Origin of the sequence: Albidovulum salinarum (assembly GCF_025673475.1) — a bacterium.
Classification (GTDB): domain Bacteria; phylum Pseudomonadota; class Alphaproteobacteria; order Rhodobacterales; family Rhodobacteraceae; genus Albidovulum; species Albidovulum salinarum.
Window position 1 is genome coordinate 1 of the sequence record NZ_JAOVQO010000022.1, and the last position, 15437, is coordinate 15437.

Consider the following 15437-nt stretch of genomic DNA (forward strand, 5'->3'; position numbering starts at 1 on the left):
TGTCGAGGACGGTCGCGCCCTCGGGGATCTCGTCCACCGGGAAATACTGCGCCTTTTCCTGCACATAGACCATCTGTTTGAAATCGAGCATCTCGATGCCGATCTCCTCCTGGTGCTTCCTGACCAGTTCCTGCGCCGCATAGGGGTCGTAGAAATCCTTGCCCTGGCTGTTCTTGCCGGGGCCCGCATGGTCGCGCCCGACGATGAAATGCGTGAGCCCGTGGTTCCTGCGGATGATCGCGTGCCACAGCGCCTCGCGCGGGCCGCCCATGCGCATCGCGAGGTTGAGAAGGCTGAGATGCGTGGTCGCGGCCGGGTACTTGTCGAGGACCGCCTCGTAGCAGCGCACCCGGGTGAAGTGGTCGACATCGCCGGGCTTGGTCATGCCGACGACCGGGTGGATGAGGAGGTTGGCCTGCGCCTCCTTGGCGGCGCGGAAGGTCAGTTCCTGATGCGCGCGGTGCAGGGGATTGCGGGTCTGGAAGGCCACGACCTTGCGCCAGCCGAGCTTGCGGAAATAGGCGCGGAGCTCGTTCGGCGTGTCGCGGCGGGCCTTGAAATCGTAATGCACCGGCGGCTGGATGCCGGTGATCGGGCCGCCGAGATAGACCGAGCCCGCGGTGTTGTGCAGGTAGTTGACCGCCGGATGGGCGAGGTCGTCGGCGCCGAAGACGCCCTCCGCCTCGCGCGCCTTGTTCGGCACCCACTTGTCGGTGACCGAGAGGATCGCGAGGATCACGCCCTCGGCGTCCCTGAGCGCGATGTCCTGGCCGGGCTCGACCTTCTCGGCGAAGGCTTCCGAGACGTCGAGCGTCACCGGCATCGGCCAGAGCGAGCCGTCGGCGAGCCGCATGTCCGCGACCACGCCGTCATAATCGGCCTCGGTCATGAAGCCCTTCAAGGGGTGGAAGCCGCCGTTCATCAGAAGCTCCAGGTCGCAGACCTGGCGCTGGGTGAGGTCCCAGGACGGCAGCGCGCCGGCCTCGTGCTTCAGCTTCTGGGCAGACTCGTACGAGACGTATAGCTCCGGGATCGGAGCGTGCCGGGCCATGAGCCCGGCCGGCTTCCTTTGCGCACTCTCGCTACCGTCCTTCATGCCGCGAACGCTCCCACCCGGATCCGGTGTTCGTGAAGCCGATCGTAATGCGGCTTCATCCGGCGGTGCACCTGCTTCACGCGGGAAGGCGTGTCCTCGAGCGTGACGTACTTGCGCGCCTGCGGCTTGAGCCCGGTCGAGTTCTTCAGGTTTTCGTGGAACGATCCGCCGTCCCACCAGCTGTACTGGCCGGTATCGGCGCCGGGCGCCCAAGTCAGCGCCTCGGGGATGAACGGGATGCCGACCGCCGCGCAGAAGGCCTCGGTCATCTCGTAGGGGTTCTCGAGCAGGTCGTCGCTGTCCACGACCGGCGGCGGCGTGCCGTTCAGCGCGGTGAGAAGGTCGAAGAGGGCGCGCTGCTCGGGAAAGCCGACCTCGCCCTCGTCGAAGTCCGGCCATTTGTCGTAGATCGAGGTGATCGTCTTGGCCGGGTCACGGATCAGGAAGGCATGGGTGAAGTGCGACAGGAAATCCGCATCCCACATGTGGTTGATGTAATGCGGGAAGTCCTTGATGAAGACCGGCTTTTCCTTCGCCGCGGCCTTGAGGTCTTCCCACACGCTTTCGAGTGTCAGGCCCGGCGTCGTCCGGTCGCCCTCCTTCCAGCGCTGCCAGAGCGGCGCTTCGCCCTGGTACCAGGCCTCGCCGAACGGCTCGTGGAAGCAGGCGAGGTCGCCGCGCTGGCGCATCATCCATTCGAAGGCGGTGGAGGTGGACCTCGGCACGGCCCAGAGCGCTACGATCTTGTGCATGAGGTCATCCTTTCAGCGAGGAGAGAAGCTTGCCCTGCCGGGTCGTGGGCGCGAGGCCGAGGGTCTTGAAGATCCGCCAGTAGAGGGCCGTATCGTGGCCGATGACGGGCTTGCCGAGCATCTCCTCCAACTCGACCTCGAGATGCACCGGGCGTTGCGCGAGGCCGTCGCCCGCGCGCCGGAAGTTGCACATGCCGTTGATAAGATAGGCATCCGCATCGGGTGCCTTGTCGGCGACGTATTCGAAGCTCTTGCGCGCCAGATCACCGTCGAAACACCAGATGCAGTCGTTCACCTCCTCCTGCGTCTCGAACCAGCCCTGGTCGACGAAGTTGCCGGCCCAGATCACGTCGAAACCGGCCTCCTTCCAGAACGCCACCGTGCCCTGCCACCAGCCCGGCCAATGATAGGCGCCGTTGAGCGCGACCTTCTCGACATTCATCGCGCGGAGCGCCTCGACCATCGCGTAGCCCGCCATGTGGAAGGGGGTCTGGTACTTCTCGCTGAGCATCTCGCAATGCTGGCGGACACCCTCGACGCCCAGCCCCGAGGCATGCACCCAGTTCGAGCCAACCTGGCCGCAGACATCGGCGCCATTGTTGGCCATGCAGTGGACGAAGTCCTCAAGCATGTCGAACTTCTGCTTACGCTGGTCGAGCTGGTGCCGATATTCGGGCACATGCAGCATCCAGCCATGGACGCCCACGGTCTCCGGCGCCATGCGGAGGAAATCAGAGGGCGCCGCGTCCCAGTCCTGCGGCGGACAGGTGAATCCCACCTGATGGGGGAAGAGCTTGTTCTTCGGATCGGCCCAGTGGGCGGGTTTGACGTAGTCCGGCATCGCGCGTCCTGCCTCTCGGTTGGAATGCGCCAAGGTTCGCCGCTGACCGCGCCGATTTCCATTGCTTTGTGCGTGCCATTCCATATCAATTCGGATATGGGACAAAGGCGATACCGGATACCCTCCACGAGTGCTCTCGTCGCCTTCGAAAGCGTCGCGCGCCTTGGCGGCATCGGTCGAGCGGCCGACGAGCTGAACACCTCGCAATCGGCCGTCAGCCGGCACATCAAGCATATCGAGGATGAGTTCGGCACGCGGTTGACCGAGAAGTCCGGAAGGGGAATCGTCATCACCCGCGCAGGCGAGGCATATCTGCGTGTCGTGACCACCGCGCTCGAAAGTCTCAACGCCGCCGGAAGCGCCCTTCGGGCGGCGGACGAGGACGTGACGATCGCCTGCACGCACGAGGTGTCGCACCTCCTGCTGATGCCGCATTTCGCAAGATTGCGTGAATCGCTCGGCCGCGGCGCCCGGATCCGGATCCTTACCTGCGAATACGAGACGGTCCCGCTGATGGTGAATGCCGGCGCCGACCTGACGTTCGAATATGTTGAGGATGTGCCGGAAACCGGCTGCATCGAGATCCTTCCGGAAGAGATCGTTCCCGTTGCCTCGCCGTCTTTTTTGGCGATGCATGCCGGGATATTGGCGCAACAGCCCGGGGCCTGGCGGGGGGTGCCGCGACTCGCGCTCACGAAGGCCAATCTCGGCTGGGCCACGTGGGAGGACTGGTTCGCCGCCATCGGTACGGACGCGCCGGCGACCGAGGTCGAGACCCACGACAACTATGTCTACCTGCTCGAGGCGGCCGCGGCCGGAGCGGGGCTGGCACTGGGCTGGAGAGGCTTCGTCGACCGGTACCTGCAGTCCGAGGCGCTGGTCGCGGTCAGCGGACGTTGGATCACCCGTCCCCCGAAGCTCGTGGCGCGGCTGACACGCCGGGGCGAACGCAACCGCAACGCCGTGCGGTTTCTGCCGCTCCTGTCTCGGCTTCTGAGCAACCGACGCACCTGAACATCGCTCCGCCGCGGGCCGGGCCCTGACACCGTCCTTTCAAGGCGGGAGTGCCCGACGGCCGCACCGGTCATGTACCGATGGGCGCGCGCCAGCGGCACCTGACGCAGAGAGGCACCTTTCGGGCTCCCTTGGACAAGCGCGGGCGCAGGCACCGCAAACGCAGTGCCCGCACCCGCCATCGGGCCAATGATCGCAGAGGCCTGAGGTCGAGCGGCGACCGGCTTCGGCGCAAGCGCCGGCTCGCCGGTGATGGGCATCGGTGCCGTGACGGGCCTTGCACGGCTTCGCGTCCTGCGGGGCGCGTGTAACGGCTGACCGGCGCCGGCAGGCGGTCTGCCTGCAAACGCGATCGCTCGCGGATCGAACCGCCCGCGCCATCCCGCAACCCCGCCTTGACCTGCTTGTGACGCCCACCACCATCCGCGCTGGCTTCCGCAGCCGCAGGCGTTGAAGGTGTCACCGCTCACCGCAACGCCTTTTACAGAACGCCTCCAATCCAGACCACGAGACGGTCGAGGCGTCGCAGAAAAAGAAGTGATTTCAACGGGAAGGATGGTACCGCCTCCCCGGCTCGAACGGGGGACCCCCAGATCCACAATCTGGTGCTCTAACCAACTGAGCTAAGGCGGCACTCGAGGGGGATTTAGCTCCCCGCCCGCGCGATTGCAAGGGCAGATTGCGCAAGCTCCGCCAACTCGGAGCGTCAACGAAAGCTCTGGGAGCAGGTCATCTTCTCTCCCTCGCCGGCTGGTCCGGTGGCCGATCCGATGACGCGGAAGCCGTGCGCGGCACTGAGCGCGCGGCTGCTCGATCCGGTCCATACGCCCTTCTGTCTCGCAGGATGATCGCGGGCATGCTTCGCCGCCCTACAGCCACCTTGTCTCGGCCGGCCATTCGCGCTAGCGGGGGCGGATCACTGACGGAGGCCAGCCATGGGCATCGACAAGGAAAGCGACATCGCCGCCAATCTGCAGATCGGGCCGACCTCGCTCGGCATGGTCCGGATCTATGTCGAGGCCGAGGGCATGGAACTGCCGCTCGACTTCGATCCCGAGGAGGCCGAGGAGATCGCCGAGGAACTGCGCGCCGCTGCCGAGGCCGCGCGCGACATGGGCGGATCGGTCAAGGGAAAATCCCCGAAGCGGTGACACCGGGGTCGCGGTAGCCCTGCAGCCGGAGCGCGGCGTGGCGGGCGAATTTCTGCACCATCACCTTGCGCCGCGCGCCCGCGAGCGGCGCCTCGGGACCGATCCGCAGGATCTCGGCGTCATAGGCATCCGCGAGGATCAGCCCGGTCCCGTCGGGCAGGAGCTCGGTCGGGAAGTCGGCGTCCACCGCCCAGAAGAAGCGGTCGCCCCATTCGAGGTAGTTGTGCCACTTGCGATCGGAGGTGAAATCCGTCCGGCTCGACTTGCATTCGACGATCCAGATCTCGCCCTTCGGGCCGAGCGCCATGACATCGACCCGGAGCCCCGGCGCGGGCACCAGTTCTTCCACGGTCGCGAAGCCGTGGTGGAGAAGGTGGCGGCACACGCCGCGGGCCAGGAGCTGGCCGGGTTGAAGATCGTCTGGCATCGCCCAAATATGAACGCAACGTGAACATCTGTCCAGTGCGGCGGAGCCGGGGCCGCATCAGCCCCCTTGCCGTGGTGTGGACTTCGCCCTATCTCTGGCGCTGGCGGGTTCTGCCCCTCTCGTGCGAGGCCCTTTTCCAGTGGCCGATAATCATTTCCGAGGGAGCTGGCTCTGTCAGGACCGTGGTCTTGATACCTGGCGCCCACCTGGTTGAACCAGGCTCTCGGGAAAAACACGCCTTCACGGTTGCCGCGGTTCCCGCCACCTTCGTTCACCGAGGCCCCTGAGCCTCAGGGCGCCGCAGGCGGCGCCTGCCTCCGGCGGGGATGCTTGCAGCAATATGAAGACCGGTCAGCGGCGTCCGGCGGGGACCGGGGCGGCGACGGGCGTCGCCGACGATGCGGGAACGCGGTCTGGCTTGCCTCCGCCATCCTCGTCCTCGGCCAACCGCATCACCGCGATGCCGAACTGCACGCCGGAAAATACGATCCCGTTGAACACCACGAGCATGATCACGGCGATCCAGCCCTCCTCGGTCGCGCGCACGAGGTGCCAGAGATTGGCGACGTTAAGCCACAGGAGGAGCCCGGTGAATGCGAGCCCGAGCACGAAACCGATGGCGACATGGCGGATGTAGAGGCGCACGAGTGCAGGCATGGCGAGTCTCCCTTTCCTTTCAGTCTAACGCCGATCCGCGACGGATGTGAGGGGCAAGCGGTCGCCCCACCGCCCTGCGGGCTTGATTCGCAGGGAACCGTGCTATCCTGCGCCGGTACCGGCGATCAAGGGTGATGCCATGCTGTTCCGCCAGCTCTTCGACAAGACCTCCAGCACCTATACCTATCTGCTCGCCAGCCGCGTCGGCGCCGAGGCGCTCTTGATCGACCCGGTCTACGAGCAGACCGAACGCTACCTGAAGCTCCTGGAGGAGCTCGACCTCAGGCTCGTGAAGGTCGTCGACACTCATGTCCATGCCGACCATGTCAGCGCGATGGGCAAGCTCCGTGACGCCACCCGCTGCGTCACGGTGATGGGCGAGCAGTCGCCCGCCGACATCGTCTCGCTCCGGGTCCGCGACATGGATGCGCTGACGATCGAGGGGATCACGCTCACCGCGCTGCATACGCCGGGCCATACGAGCGAAAGCTACAGCTTCCTGATGGACGACCGGGTTTTCACCGGCGACACGCTGCTGATCCGCGGCACGGGGCGCACCGATTTCCAGAACGGCGATCCCTATGCCCAGTATCATTCGCTCTTCGAGCGGCTCCTGACGCTGCCCGAGCAGACCTTCGTCTTCCCCGCGCATGACTACAAGGGCGACACGGTCAGCACGATTGGCGAGGAAAGACGCTACAATCCGCGACTTCAGGTCAAATCGGTCGAGGAATATGCCGAGATCATGAACAATCTCAACCTGCCCAACCCAGCGATGATGGATGTCGCAGTGCCGGAGAACCTCAGGCTCGGGCTCCGGCTGGAGGCGCAGCACCGGGTGCCGGCGATCGAGGTCGAGGAGCTCTTGGCGACGTGGCCGCCCGAGGGTGTCACGCTTGTCGATATCCGCGAAGAGGGGGAGCGCGCGCGGTTCGGGGTGATTCCCGGGTCGATCCACGCACCCTATGGGCAGTTCGACCAGTACTGCGGCCGCTCCGGCCCGCTTGCCGGGCTCGCGAAGGACGGGCGGATCGTGCTTTACTGCGCGGTGGGCGAACGCTCGACACTGGCGGTCGAGATCGCCGGGGAACTCGGGCTGAGAAACGTCGCCCATATCCCCGGCGGGTTCAGCGCATGGAGTCGGGCGGGCGGCGCGGTGGAGCGGGTCTGAGGCTCAGAACGCCTCGGGCCGCGCCTCGCGCGCCATGTGGTCGAGAACGGCGTTGACGAATTTCGGCTCCTTGCCTTCGGGGAAGAAGGCGCGGGCGACGTCGACGAATTCGGTGATCACGACCTTCGGCGGGGTCGCGGGCAGGAGGAGTTCCGCCCCGGCGGCGCGGAAGAGCGCCCGCAGCACCGGGTCGATCCGGCCGATCGGCCATTTCGCCACCAGCGCCCGGTCGGTCATCTGGTCGATCCGGGCCTGGAGGTTCACCGCCTCCTCGATGATCTGGCGGAAGAGATGCGGATCGCCCTCGGCCATCTCGTCCTCTTCGTAGGTCGCGCCGAAGCGGTGCGTCTCGAATTCGCGGCGCACCTTGTCGACGGTCTGGCCGGCGGCCTCCATCTGGAAGAGCGCCTGCACGGCATAGAGCCGCGCGGCCGATTTCATCTGGCGTTTGTCGGCGGCGGTCGGTTTGGGGTCTTCGGCGCTCATGCGCGGGTCGGTCCTTCGGGTTCTCCGGCGATGCGGAATTCCTCGCCCGCGGGCTTGAATCCGATGCCTTTCGTCTGGCGCGCCCATTTGCGGGAAAGTGCGACCAGATGCAAGGCCGCCGCTGCGGCACCGCCGCCCTTGTTCTGGTCGGCCGGATCGGCGCGGACCTCGGCCTGGCGGCGGTTCTCGACCGTGAGGATGCCGTTGCCGATCGCCACCCCGTTCAAGCCCAAGAGCGTCAGCCCGCGCGACGAATCGTTGCAGACCGTGTCGTAATGCGTGGTCTCACCGCGGATGATGCAGCCCAAGGCCACGAAGCCGTCGTAGTCGGCCATCCGGCTCGCCATGCCGATTGCGGTCGGGATCTCCAGCGCGCCCGGCACCTCGACGAGGTCGACCTCGGCCCCGGCCTCGGCCGCGACCGCCTTCGCCCCGGCGATGAGATTGTCGGCGATATCCTTGTAATAGGGCGCGACGACGATCAGGAGTTTCACCCGCTTGTCGAATGTCGGCAGGTCGAGCGTGTGGTGGATTTCCTGTCCGGCCATGGATCAGTCCTCGCTGATGGGCCGCGTGCCCGCGATGTGGAGGTCGTAGGCGTCGAGCCCGAGATACCGGGTCAGTGGCGAATCCGTGAGCAGGATCAACTGCTTCAGCCCCATGGCCGAGAGGATCTGCGCGCCAAGCCCGGTCTGCTTGACGGTGCGCGGTCCCTCATCCGCCTCGACCACGAGTTTCGACTTCGGATCGCGGAAGAGGCAGACCGCGCCCCTGCCCTCTGCCGCGATGATCTTCATCGCGCGCGCGAGCTCGCCCTCGGGCGAAGGGCCGAGCGCCAGCACGTCCTCGAGCACGTTGAGCGCATGGGTCCGCACCAACACCGGCTCGGGCGTGGTGATGTCGCCCTTGGTCAGGACGACATGTTCCGTCCCCTCGGTCTGGTCTGTGAAGATCCGCATCGTCCAGTCGCCGCCATAGGCGGAGGTGACGGTCTTGCGGCTCGTCTCGCGCACGAGGTTGTCGTGGCGGCGGCGATAGGCGATGAGGTCGGAGATCGTGCCGATCTTGAGCTTGTGCCTGGCGGCGTATTTCACGAGGTCCGGCAGCCGCGCCATGGTCCCGTCCTCGTTCATGATCTCGCAGATCACGCCCGAGGGGTTGAGACCGGCGAGCCGCGCCACGTCGACGGCAGCCTCGGTATGGCCGGCGCGGACCAGCACGCCACCGTCGCGGGCACGCAAGGGGAAGATGTGGCCCGGCGTCGCGATGTCGGCCGGCCCCTTCGAGGGGTCGATCGCAACCGAGACGGTCAGCGCGCGGTCATGGGCCGAGATGCCCGTCGACACGCCCTCGCGCGCCTCGATCGAGGTGGTGAAGGCGGTCTCGTGGCGCGAGGAGTTCTTGGCCGACATGAGCTGCAAGCCCAGCGCCTCGATCCGCGCCGAGGTCAGCGTCAGGCAGATCAGGCCGCGGCCATGCGTGGCCATGAAGTTGATCGCGTCGGGCGTGCACATCTGCGCCGGGATCACGAGGTCGCCCTCGTTCTCGCGGTCCTCGTGATCGACGAGAATGAACATGCGCCCGTTGCGCGCATCCTCGATGATCGCCTCGATGGGCGAAATCGCGTCTTTGAGATCGGCCGTCATCGCATCCGCCCCGCTCTTGTCATCCAACGGTGGCGATAGCCCAATGCCGGAGCTTTGGCCAGCCCGGAGGCGACGCTCAGATGCCGCCCACCGCCGTTTGGCCGCCGAAATAGCGCGCGGCGGTCAGGAACCCCGCCATCCGCGCCGCCGCGACCCAGTCGCGCTCCAGCGCCGTCTCTCCGATTACCACCACGGCGCCGGCCGGTTGACCGCCCTCCGCCAGGAGGGTGCGGAGCGCCGCGCGGGTCTCCGACCAAGTCTGGGCGAGGCCCGGCGCGCGGGCCGCCGCCCCGATCGCGACGCCCTGCCCCGCAAGCCCTTCGCGCACGCGGCCCGGATCGAGCGGCGGCTGCGCCGCGAGAAGCCGCGACACGCCGCCGAGCGCGGCGAGCTTCGCGGCATCCGCCGGGGCCATCCGGTCGCCTTCCCGGATCAGGCGGAGCGCATTCGTCGAGAAGAGAAAAGCCACGATATCGTGGCCCGAAGTGGCACGAAAACCGGCATAGGTCCGGTAATCGAGCCCAAGCTCGGCGGCGCGTCTCACGCGGAGCCGCACGATCTCTACCGGCAGCGTCGGCAACAGCGCGGACCGCGCCGCGCTCCAGCAATGCCGGCGCCAGCTTGCTCCGGGCTCAAGCGTCGGACCGCCGTTGTGGCCGGGATAATTCATCTGCAACCGCCATTGATGCCGTTCGGTCAGGCTTGCATCCGCCGGCCGCTCTGGCAAGCCGCGCGCGCCGCGCCCCGCTGACCCAGACCCGGATTGCCCGATTAACCGGCACGCGCCCCTCCGTCCGGTCGAAAACGCAGCAGGCCCGGAACGGCTTTCAGCGTGCCGACCAGTCCCGGAGGCGCGCGACGTAGCGCGCGAGCGTGTCGATCTCGAGATTGATCCTGTCGCCGACCTTGGCCCGCCCCCAGGTGGTGACCTCCTTGGTATGCGGGATGATGTTGACGCCGAACTCGGCGCCGTCGACCTCGTTCACCGTCAGCGAGGTGCCGTTCAGCGCCACCGAGCCCTTCGGCGCGATGAAGCCCGCCAGCGCCTCGGGGGCGCGGAAGGTGAAGCGCGTCGAATCGCCCTCAACCTTCATCGCGACGATCTCGGCGACGCCGTCGACATGGCCCGAGACGATGTGGCCGCCAAGCTCGTCGCCCACTTTCAGCGCACGTTCGAGGTTGATCCGGTGGCCAACGGTCCACGCGCCGATATTGGTCTTGGCGACGCTCTCGGCCGAGATGTCGACGTCGAACCAGCCGCGCGGTTCTTCGCCGGTGGCGACGACGGTCAGACAACAGCCGTCGCAGGCGATCGAGGCGCCGATGTCGATCCCGTCTACGCGGTAGGCGGTGGCGATCCGGGCGCGCAGGTCGCCCTTCTTTTCCAGCGCGACGACCTCGCCGATATCGGTGACGATCCCTGTGAACATCGGAGCTCTCCCTTTGCCCCCTGCCTAGCGCCGCGCCGGTCGCGCCGCAAGGGCCGGGCGCGGCCCCATAGGTGCAGCGGGAATGTCGCGGCTCCGCCATAGTCTCGCCGCGACGCCCTGCCAGAAGCGGAAAGGCCGTGACAGGCGACCCATTCCGGGGCAGACAGGCCGTCAGGATCACAACGGAGCAGGCTTGCAATCAACGCCGTTACATGGGGACAGGACGCGACGGTTTCTGATGCTTCAGGGACCGCACGGGCCGTTCTTCCGCCGTTTGGGCGACATGCTCCGTGCCGCCGGCGCGGAGGTCTGGCGCGTCGGCTTCAACAAGGGCGACGAGGTCTTCTGGGGCCGGAAGGGCTACATCCCCTTCACCGGCCGGGCCGAGGGTTGGTCGGCGACCTGCGCCAGCCTCCTCGACGATCTTTCGATCACCGACATCGTGCTCTATGGCGACGGCCGCCCGGTCCATGCCGCCGCCGTCGCCGCGGCGCGTGAGCGCGGCCTTACCGTCCATGTCTTCGAGGAGGGCTACCTGCGGCCCTACTGGGCGACCTACGAGCGCGGCGGATCAAACGGCAATTCGCGTCTGATGGCGATGTCGGTGGCCGACATGCGCACGGCGCTCGCGCGCTCCGACATGGAGCTGCCGAAGGCGCCGGCCCATTGGGGCGACATGCGCGAGCATATCTTCTACGGCGCGCTCTACCATTTCATGGTGCTCGCGCTCAATCGCCGCTACCGCGGCTTCCGGCCCCATCGCGGCATCACGGTCGCGGCCGAGTTCCGTCTGCATCTGAAACGCCTCCTCGCCATGCCCTGGCACCGGCTCCAGCGCCGGATCGCCACCTGGCGGATCCGCTCCGGTGGCTTTCCTTATCATCTTGTGCTGATGCAGCTCGAACATGACGCGAGCTTCCGCGAGCACTCCGACTTCGCCTCGATGACCGAGTTCCTGACGCTCTGTCTCGACTCCTTCGCGACCGGGGCGCCGCGTCATCACCATATCGTCTTCAAGGCCCATCCGCTCGAGGACGAGCGCGCCGCGGTGGGCCGCACGATTCGCGACACCGCGCGCCGGCTCGGCATTTCCGGGCGCGTGCATTTCGTCCGCGGCGGAAAGCTCGCCCAGCTTCTCGATGCGGCGCGGAGCGCGGTGACCGTGAACTCGACCGCCGCGCAGCAGGTGCTGTGGCGCGGCCTGCCGCTCAAGGCTTTCGGGCGGGCGGTCTACAACCAGCCGGAGTTCGTCTCCGCCCAGCCGCTGACCGCGTTCTTCGCCGAACCGCAGCGCCCCGATGGGCGCGCCTATCGCGACTACCGGCATTATCTGCTCGAAACCTCGCAGGTGCCCGGCGGCTTTTACTCCTCGCGCAGCCGGCGCCGCCTGCTCAGGCAGGTCGTCGACATGATGCTTGCCGCCGACGACCCCTATGACGCGCTGGTCTCCGGCACGGCGGCGCCCCGACAACAGTTGGTAGCCGTCGAATAGTTGCACTGGCCTTCACCGCTCCGGTTGGCTAGGTTCTCGCGCATTCTTCAGACTCATCCCCGCAAGAGGAGCCCCGAGCAGTGAATTTCGTCGCAGCCCGTTGGGCCAGATCCGTGACCCTTGTCGTTGCAGTGGCGAGTCTCGCCGGTTGCGGCCTCCCGCGCTCCGGCCCGACCAGGGGCGAACTGCTCGAAACCGATGCCACACCGGGCGACAACGCCGTCGTCGTGCCAGTCGACAGGCGGATCGCGCGGGCCGCTTCCATGACGCCGGCGCTCGGCTTTTCGAAGGATTTCCAGTCGGCGGGCATCGTCGGATCCGACGACATCCGCCCCGGCGATGTGCTCGGCCTCTCGGTCTGGGAGAACGTGGACAACGGCCTTCTCGTCAGCCAGGGCATGAACTCGACCGCGCTCACCGAAGTGCAGGTCGACGGCGACGGCTTCATCTTCGTGCCCTATGCCGGCCGCGTCCGGGCCGCCGGAAACACGCCCGAGGCTCTGCGCCAGCTCATCACCGGCAAGCTCGACCCCCAGACGCCGGACCCGCAGGTAACCGTTTCCCGAATCGCGGGCGACGGCGCCACCGTCACGGTGCTGGGCAAGATCGGCGGCCAGGGCGTCTATCCGCTCGAACGGCCGACCAGGACGCTGTCGGCTATGCTCGCCAAGGCCGGCGGCGTGGTGATCGAGCCGGAGGTCGCGCAGGTCGTCGTCACCCGCGGCGGCCAGACCGGCCGGGTCTGGCTCAAGGATCTCTACTCCAATCCCCGCATGGACATCGCGCTCCGCCCCGGCGACGTGATCCTGGTGGAAAAGGACCAGCGCAGCTTCACCGCCATCGGCGCGACCGGCGCGCAGAGCCGCGTCCAGTTCGAGACCCAGTCGCTCTCGGCGGTGGAAGCGCTTGCCCAGGTTGGCGGTCTTTCCACGAATTTCGCCGATGCGACCGGCGTCTTCGTACTGCGCGACGAAACGCCGGCGGTGGCGAACGCGGTGCTCGGCCGCGCCGACATCGCCGAGCCGCAACGCATCATCTATGTTCTTGACCTGACCAAGCCGAACGGCCTGTTCAACGCCCGCGACTTCATGATCCGCGACGACGACACGGTCTATGTGACCGAGGCGCCCTATGTGCAGTGGACCAAGACCTTCGCGGCCGTGAACGGCAGCCTGTCTCCGGTCAACTCGATCGCCTCGCTCACCGGGAACTGATGATCGCTCAACCTGCAGACCCAGCCGCCGGAGCGCAGGCCCGGCGGCTGTTCGTCTTTTCCGGCGGCTTCCTGACCCAGCCGCGGATCCGCCGGATCCTGACGCTCGCGGGCTACGACATCCGGATCGGCAAACCGCGCGCGGAGAGCGACCTGATCGGCGTCTGGGGCAAGAGCCCGACCGCGCCGCGCGGCGAGGCGGTCGCGGATTGGACTGGAACTCCGGTCGTGCGGATCGAGGACGCCTTCCTGCGCTCGATCCGGCCCGGACGCGAGGGCGGCGAACCGCCGCTCGGCCTCCTGATCGACCCCAGGGGGGTGCATTTCGACAGCTCGGCACCGTCGCAAATCGAACATATCCTCACGACCGACCCTCTCGACGACGGCGCCGTTCTCCAGCGCGCGCGCGACGGGATCGAGCGGCTGAAGGCGCTCCACTTGTCGAAATACAACAATTTCGACCCCGCGCTGCCGGTTCCGGAACCGGGCTATGTCCTTGTCCTCGACCAGACCCGGGGCGACGCCTCGATCGAGCATGGCGGCGCGAATGCCGCGAGCTTCCGCGAGATGCTGGTCTTCGCCCAGGAGGAACATCCCGGCGCCCGCGTCGTCATCAAGACCCATCCCGAGACCGCCGCCGGCCGCCGCCCCGGCCATTATACCGAAGGCCATGCCCACGGCCGGATCTCGGTCCTGTCCGATCCGGTCTCGCCCTGGGCGCTGATGGAGGGCGCCATCGCGGTCTACACGGTCTCCTCGCAGCTTGGCTTCGAGGCGATCATGGCCGGACACCGGCCACGGGTCTTCGGTCAGCCCTTCTATGCCGGCTGGGGTCTGACCGAGGACGAGAACCCGGTCGCGCGACGCGAGCGCCGGCTGACCCGGGCCCAACTCTTCGCCGCGGCGATGATCCTCGCCCCGACCTGGTACGATCCCTGCCGCGACCGGCTCTGCAGCTTCGAGGAGGCGGTCGACCATCTCGAAGTGGCGGTGCGGGCTTTCCGCGAGGATCGTGCCGGCCATGTCGCGGTCGGCATGCGGCTCTGGAAGCGCCGGCATCTGCAATCCGCCTTCGGGCGCGAGCGGCGGCTGGTCTTCGAGGACGATCCCGGCCGGGCCACGGCACGGGCGAAAGCGGAAGGCCGCGGGCTCCTGGTCTGGGCCGGCAAGGAAAACGACAGGTTCCAGGAACTGGCGGGAGATCATGCGCTTGTCCGCGTCGAGGACGGTTTCCTGCGCTCGCGCGGACTCGGCGCCGAACTGGTCCCGCCCCTGTCGCTGGTCGCCGACCGGAGCGGGATCTACTACGACCCCTCGCGCGAGAGCGACCTCGAGAAGCTGATCGCGGACGGCCCGCCGGCCGGCGGCGAGATGCGGGCGGAACGGCTGGTAGCCCGGCTCGTCGCCGCGCGCCTGACCAAGTACAACCTCGCTGCAGCGCCATTGCCGGACCTGCCCGAGGGGCACCGCATTCTGGTGCCGGGCCAGGTCGAGGACGACGCCTCGATCCGGCTCGGCGCCGGACGGGAGCGCACCAATATCGCCCTGCTTTCCCGCGTCCGGTCGGAGAATCCGGAGGCGGTGATCCTTTACAAACCCCATCCCGATGTCGAGGCCGGGCTGCGCGCGGGCGCGGTGTCGAAGGCAGAGGCCGAGGCGCTCGGGCTTGCCAACATTGTGCTGTCAGGGGCCGATCCCGTCAGCCTGATCGACGCGGTCGACGAAGTCTGGACGATCACTTCGCTTTTGGGATTCGAAGCACTCATCCGCGGCCGCAGAGTCACCTGCCTCGGCATGCCCTTCTATGCCGGTTGGGGGCTGACTCGTGATCTCTTCGAGGTGCCAGCCCGCCGCACCGCCCGGCCGAGCCTCGCGGACCTCGCCCATGCGGCGCTGATCGCCTATCCGCGCTATGTCGATCCCGTCTCGGGCCTGCCCTGCCCGCCCGAGGTGATCGCCGAGCGTCTCGCGGCGAACGACATCCCGCTGCCGGGGCCGGCGAACCGGATCCTCTCGAAGCTCCAGGGGCTCTTCGCGAGCCAGTCTTGGCTCTGGCGGTGA

The 15437-nt window shown here is 67.4% G+C and carries 16 protein-coding genes, 1 tRNA gene and 1 other RNA gene; 7 read left to right on the forward strand and 11 right to left on the reverse strand.

Annotation, left to right across the window (positions count from 1 at the left end):
- From sat to OEZ60_RS19175, 3 genes are all read right to left on the reverse strand, one after another.
- Nucleotides 1-1051: sulfate adenylyltransferase (sat, locus tag OEZ60_RS19165; RefSeq protein ID WP_263339739.1), on the reverse strand; the 1051-nt coding region annotated here is incomplete at its 3' end.
- Nucleotides 1052-1092: 41 nt separating this feature from the next.
- On the reverse strand, nucleotides 1093-1848 hold the full coding sequence (locus tag OEZ60_RS19170; RefSeq protein WP_263339741.1) for a sulfotransferase-like domain-containing protein: 756 nt from the start codon (nucleotides 1846-1848) through the stop codon (nucleotides 1093-1095).
- A 4-nt stretch (nucleotides 1849-1852) separates the two neighbouring features.
- Nucleotides 1853-2689: a hypothetical protein gene (locus OEZ60_RS19175; protein WP_263339742.1), complete on the reverse strand. Its 837-nt coding sequence runs from the start codon at nucleotides 2687-2689 to the stop codon at nucleotides 1853-1855.
- A 96-nt stretch (nucleotides 2690-2785) separates the two neighbouring features.
- On the opposite strand from OEZ60_RS19175, the gene OEZ60_RS19180 reads away from it, so the two are divergent.
- Nucleotides 2786-3703, forward strand: coding sequence for a LysR family transcriptional regulator (locus OEZ60_RS19180; RefSeq protein ID WP_263339744.1), 918 nt, complete (start codon nucleotides 2786-2788; stop codon nucleotides 3701-3703).
- Between the two features lie 556 nt (nucleotides 3704-4259).
- On the opposite strand, the gene OEZ60_RS19185 is transcribed toward OEZ60_RS19180, so the two are convergent.
- Nucleotides 4260-4336: transfer RNA gene (locus OEZ60_RS19185), tRNA-His, on the reverse strand.
- Nucleotides 4337-4638: 302 nt separating this feature from the next.
- Between OEZ60_RS19185 and OEZ60_RS19190 the strand changes: the two genes are divergently transcribed.
- A complete protein-coding gene (locus tag OEZ60_RS19190) occupies nucleotides 4639-4854 on the forward strand; it encodes a DUF6324 family protein (protein WP_263339747.1) in 216 nt (71 codons plus the stop codon).
- On the opposite strand, the gene OEZ60_RS19195 is transcribed toward OEZ60_RS19190, so the two are convergent.
- Nucleotides 4829-5281, reverse strand: a complete 453-nt coding sequence (locus tag OEZ60_RS19195; protein WP_263339749.1) for an MmcB family DNA repair protein — start codon at nucleotides 5279-5281, stop codon at nucleotides 4829-4831. The genes OEZ60_RS19190 and OEZ60_RS19195 overlap by 26 nt on opposite strands.
- 104 nt (nucleotides 5282-5385) lie before the next feature.
- Between OEZ60_RS19195 and ssrS the strand changes: the two genes are divergently transcribed.
- A non-coding RNA gene (gene ssrS / locus OEZ60_RS19200) (6S RNA) lies at nucleotides 5386-5543 on the forward strand.
- An 89-nt stretch (nucleotides 5544-5632) separates the two neighbouring features.
- Here the strand turns inward: ssrS and OEZ60_RS19205 are convergent.
- Nucleotides 5633-5938 (reverse strand): hypothetical protein, encoded by a 306-nt coding sequence (locus OEZ60_RS19205; protein ID WP_263339752.1) that lies wholly within the window; start codon nucleotides 5936-5938, stop codon nucleotides 5633-5635.
- Between the two features lie 139 nt (nucleotides 5939-6077).
- On the opposite strand from OEZ60_RS19205, the gene OEZ60_RS19210 reads away from it, so the two are divergent.
- Nucleotides 6078-7109 (forward strand): MBL fold metallo-hydrolase, encoded by a 1032-nt coding sequence (locus OEZ60_RS19210; RefSeq protein WP_263339754.1) that lies wholly within the window; start codon nucleotides 6078-6080, stop codon nucleotides 7107-7109.
- A 3-nt stretch (nucleotides 7110-7112) separates the two neighbouring features.
- On the opposite strand, the gene nusB is transcribed toward OEZ60_RS19210, so the two are convergent.
- The 5 genes from nusB to OEZ60_RS19235 form a co-directional block, all read right to left on the reverse strand.
- Nucleotides 7113-7595, reverse strand: coding sequence for a transcription antitermination factor NusB (gene nusB, locus OEZ60_RS19215; protein WP_263339757.1), 483 nt, complete (start codon nucleotides 7593-7595; stop codon nucleotides 7113-7115).
- Nucleotides 7592-8143 (reverse strand): 6,7-dimethyl-8-ribityllumazine synthase, encoded by a 552-nt coding sequence (locus OEZ60_RS19220; RefSeq protein ID WP_263339760.1) that lies wholly within the window; start codon nucleotides 8141-8143, stop codon nucleotides 7592-7594. Before OEZ60_RS19220 ends, nusB begins: the two co-directional genes overlap by 4 nt.
- 3 nt (nucleotides 8144-8146) lie before the next feature.
- Nucleotides 8147-9241: a 3,4-dihydroxy-2-butanone-4-phosphate synthase gene (gene ribB / locus OEZ60_RS19225; RefSeq protein WP_263339762.1), complete on the reverse strand. Its 1095-nt coding sequence runs from the start codon at nucleotides 9239-9241 to the stop codon at nucleotides 8147-8149.
- Nucleotides 9242-9317: 76 nt separating this feature from the next.
- Complete coding sequence (locus tag OEZ60_RS19230) at nucleotides 9318-9911, reverse strand: hypothetical protein (protein ID WP_263339766.1); 594 nt, start codon at nucleotides 9909-9911, stop codon at nucleotides 9318-9320.
- Between the two features lie 157 nt (nucleotides 9912-10068).
- Entirely contained in the window at nucleotides 10069-10671 is a 603-nt protein-coding gene (locus OEZ60_RS19235) for a riboflavin synthase (protein WP_263339769.1), read from the reverse strand.
- 238 nt (nucleotides 10672-10909) lie between these two features.
- Here OEZ60_RS19235 and OEZ60_RS19240 point away from each other — a divergent pair, with 238 nt between their 5' ends.
- The 3 genes from OEZ60_RS19240 to OEZ60_RS19250 all read left to right on the forward strand — a co-directional run bounded on the left by OEZ60_RS19240 (nucleotide 10910) and on the right by OEZ60_RS19250 (nucleotide 15437).
- Nucleotides 10910-12163, forward strand: coding sequence for a capsule biosynthesis protein (locus OEZ60_RS19240; protein ID WP_263339771.1), 1254 nt, complete (start codon nucleotides 10910-10912; stop codon nucleotides 12161-12163).
- Between the two features lie 80 nt (nucleotides 12164-12243).
- Complete coding sequence (locus OEZ60_RS19245; protein ID WP_411709818.1) at nucleotides 12244-13377, forward strand: polysaccharide biosynthesis/export family protein; 1134 nt, start codon at nucleotides 12244-12246, stop codon at nucleotides 13375-13377.
- A complete protein-coding gene (locus OEZ60_RS19250; RefSeq protein ID WP_263339777.1) occupies nucleotides 13377-15437 on the forward strand; it encodes a capsular polysaccharide biosynthesis protein in 2061 nt (686 codons plus the stop codon). The genes OEZ60_RS19245 and OEZ60_RS19250 overlap by 1 nt, the downstream gene beginning before the upstream one ends.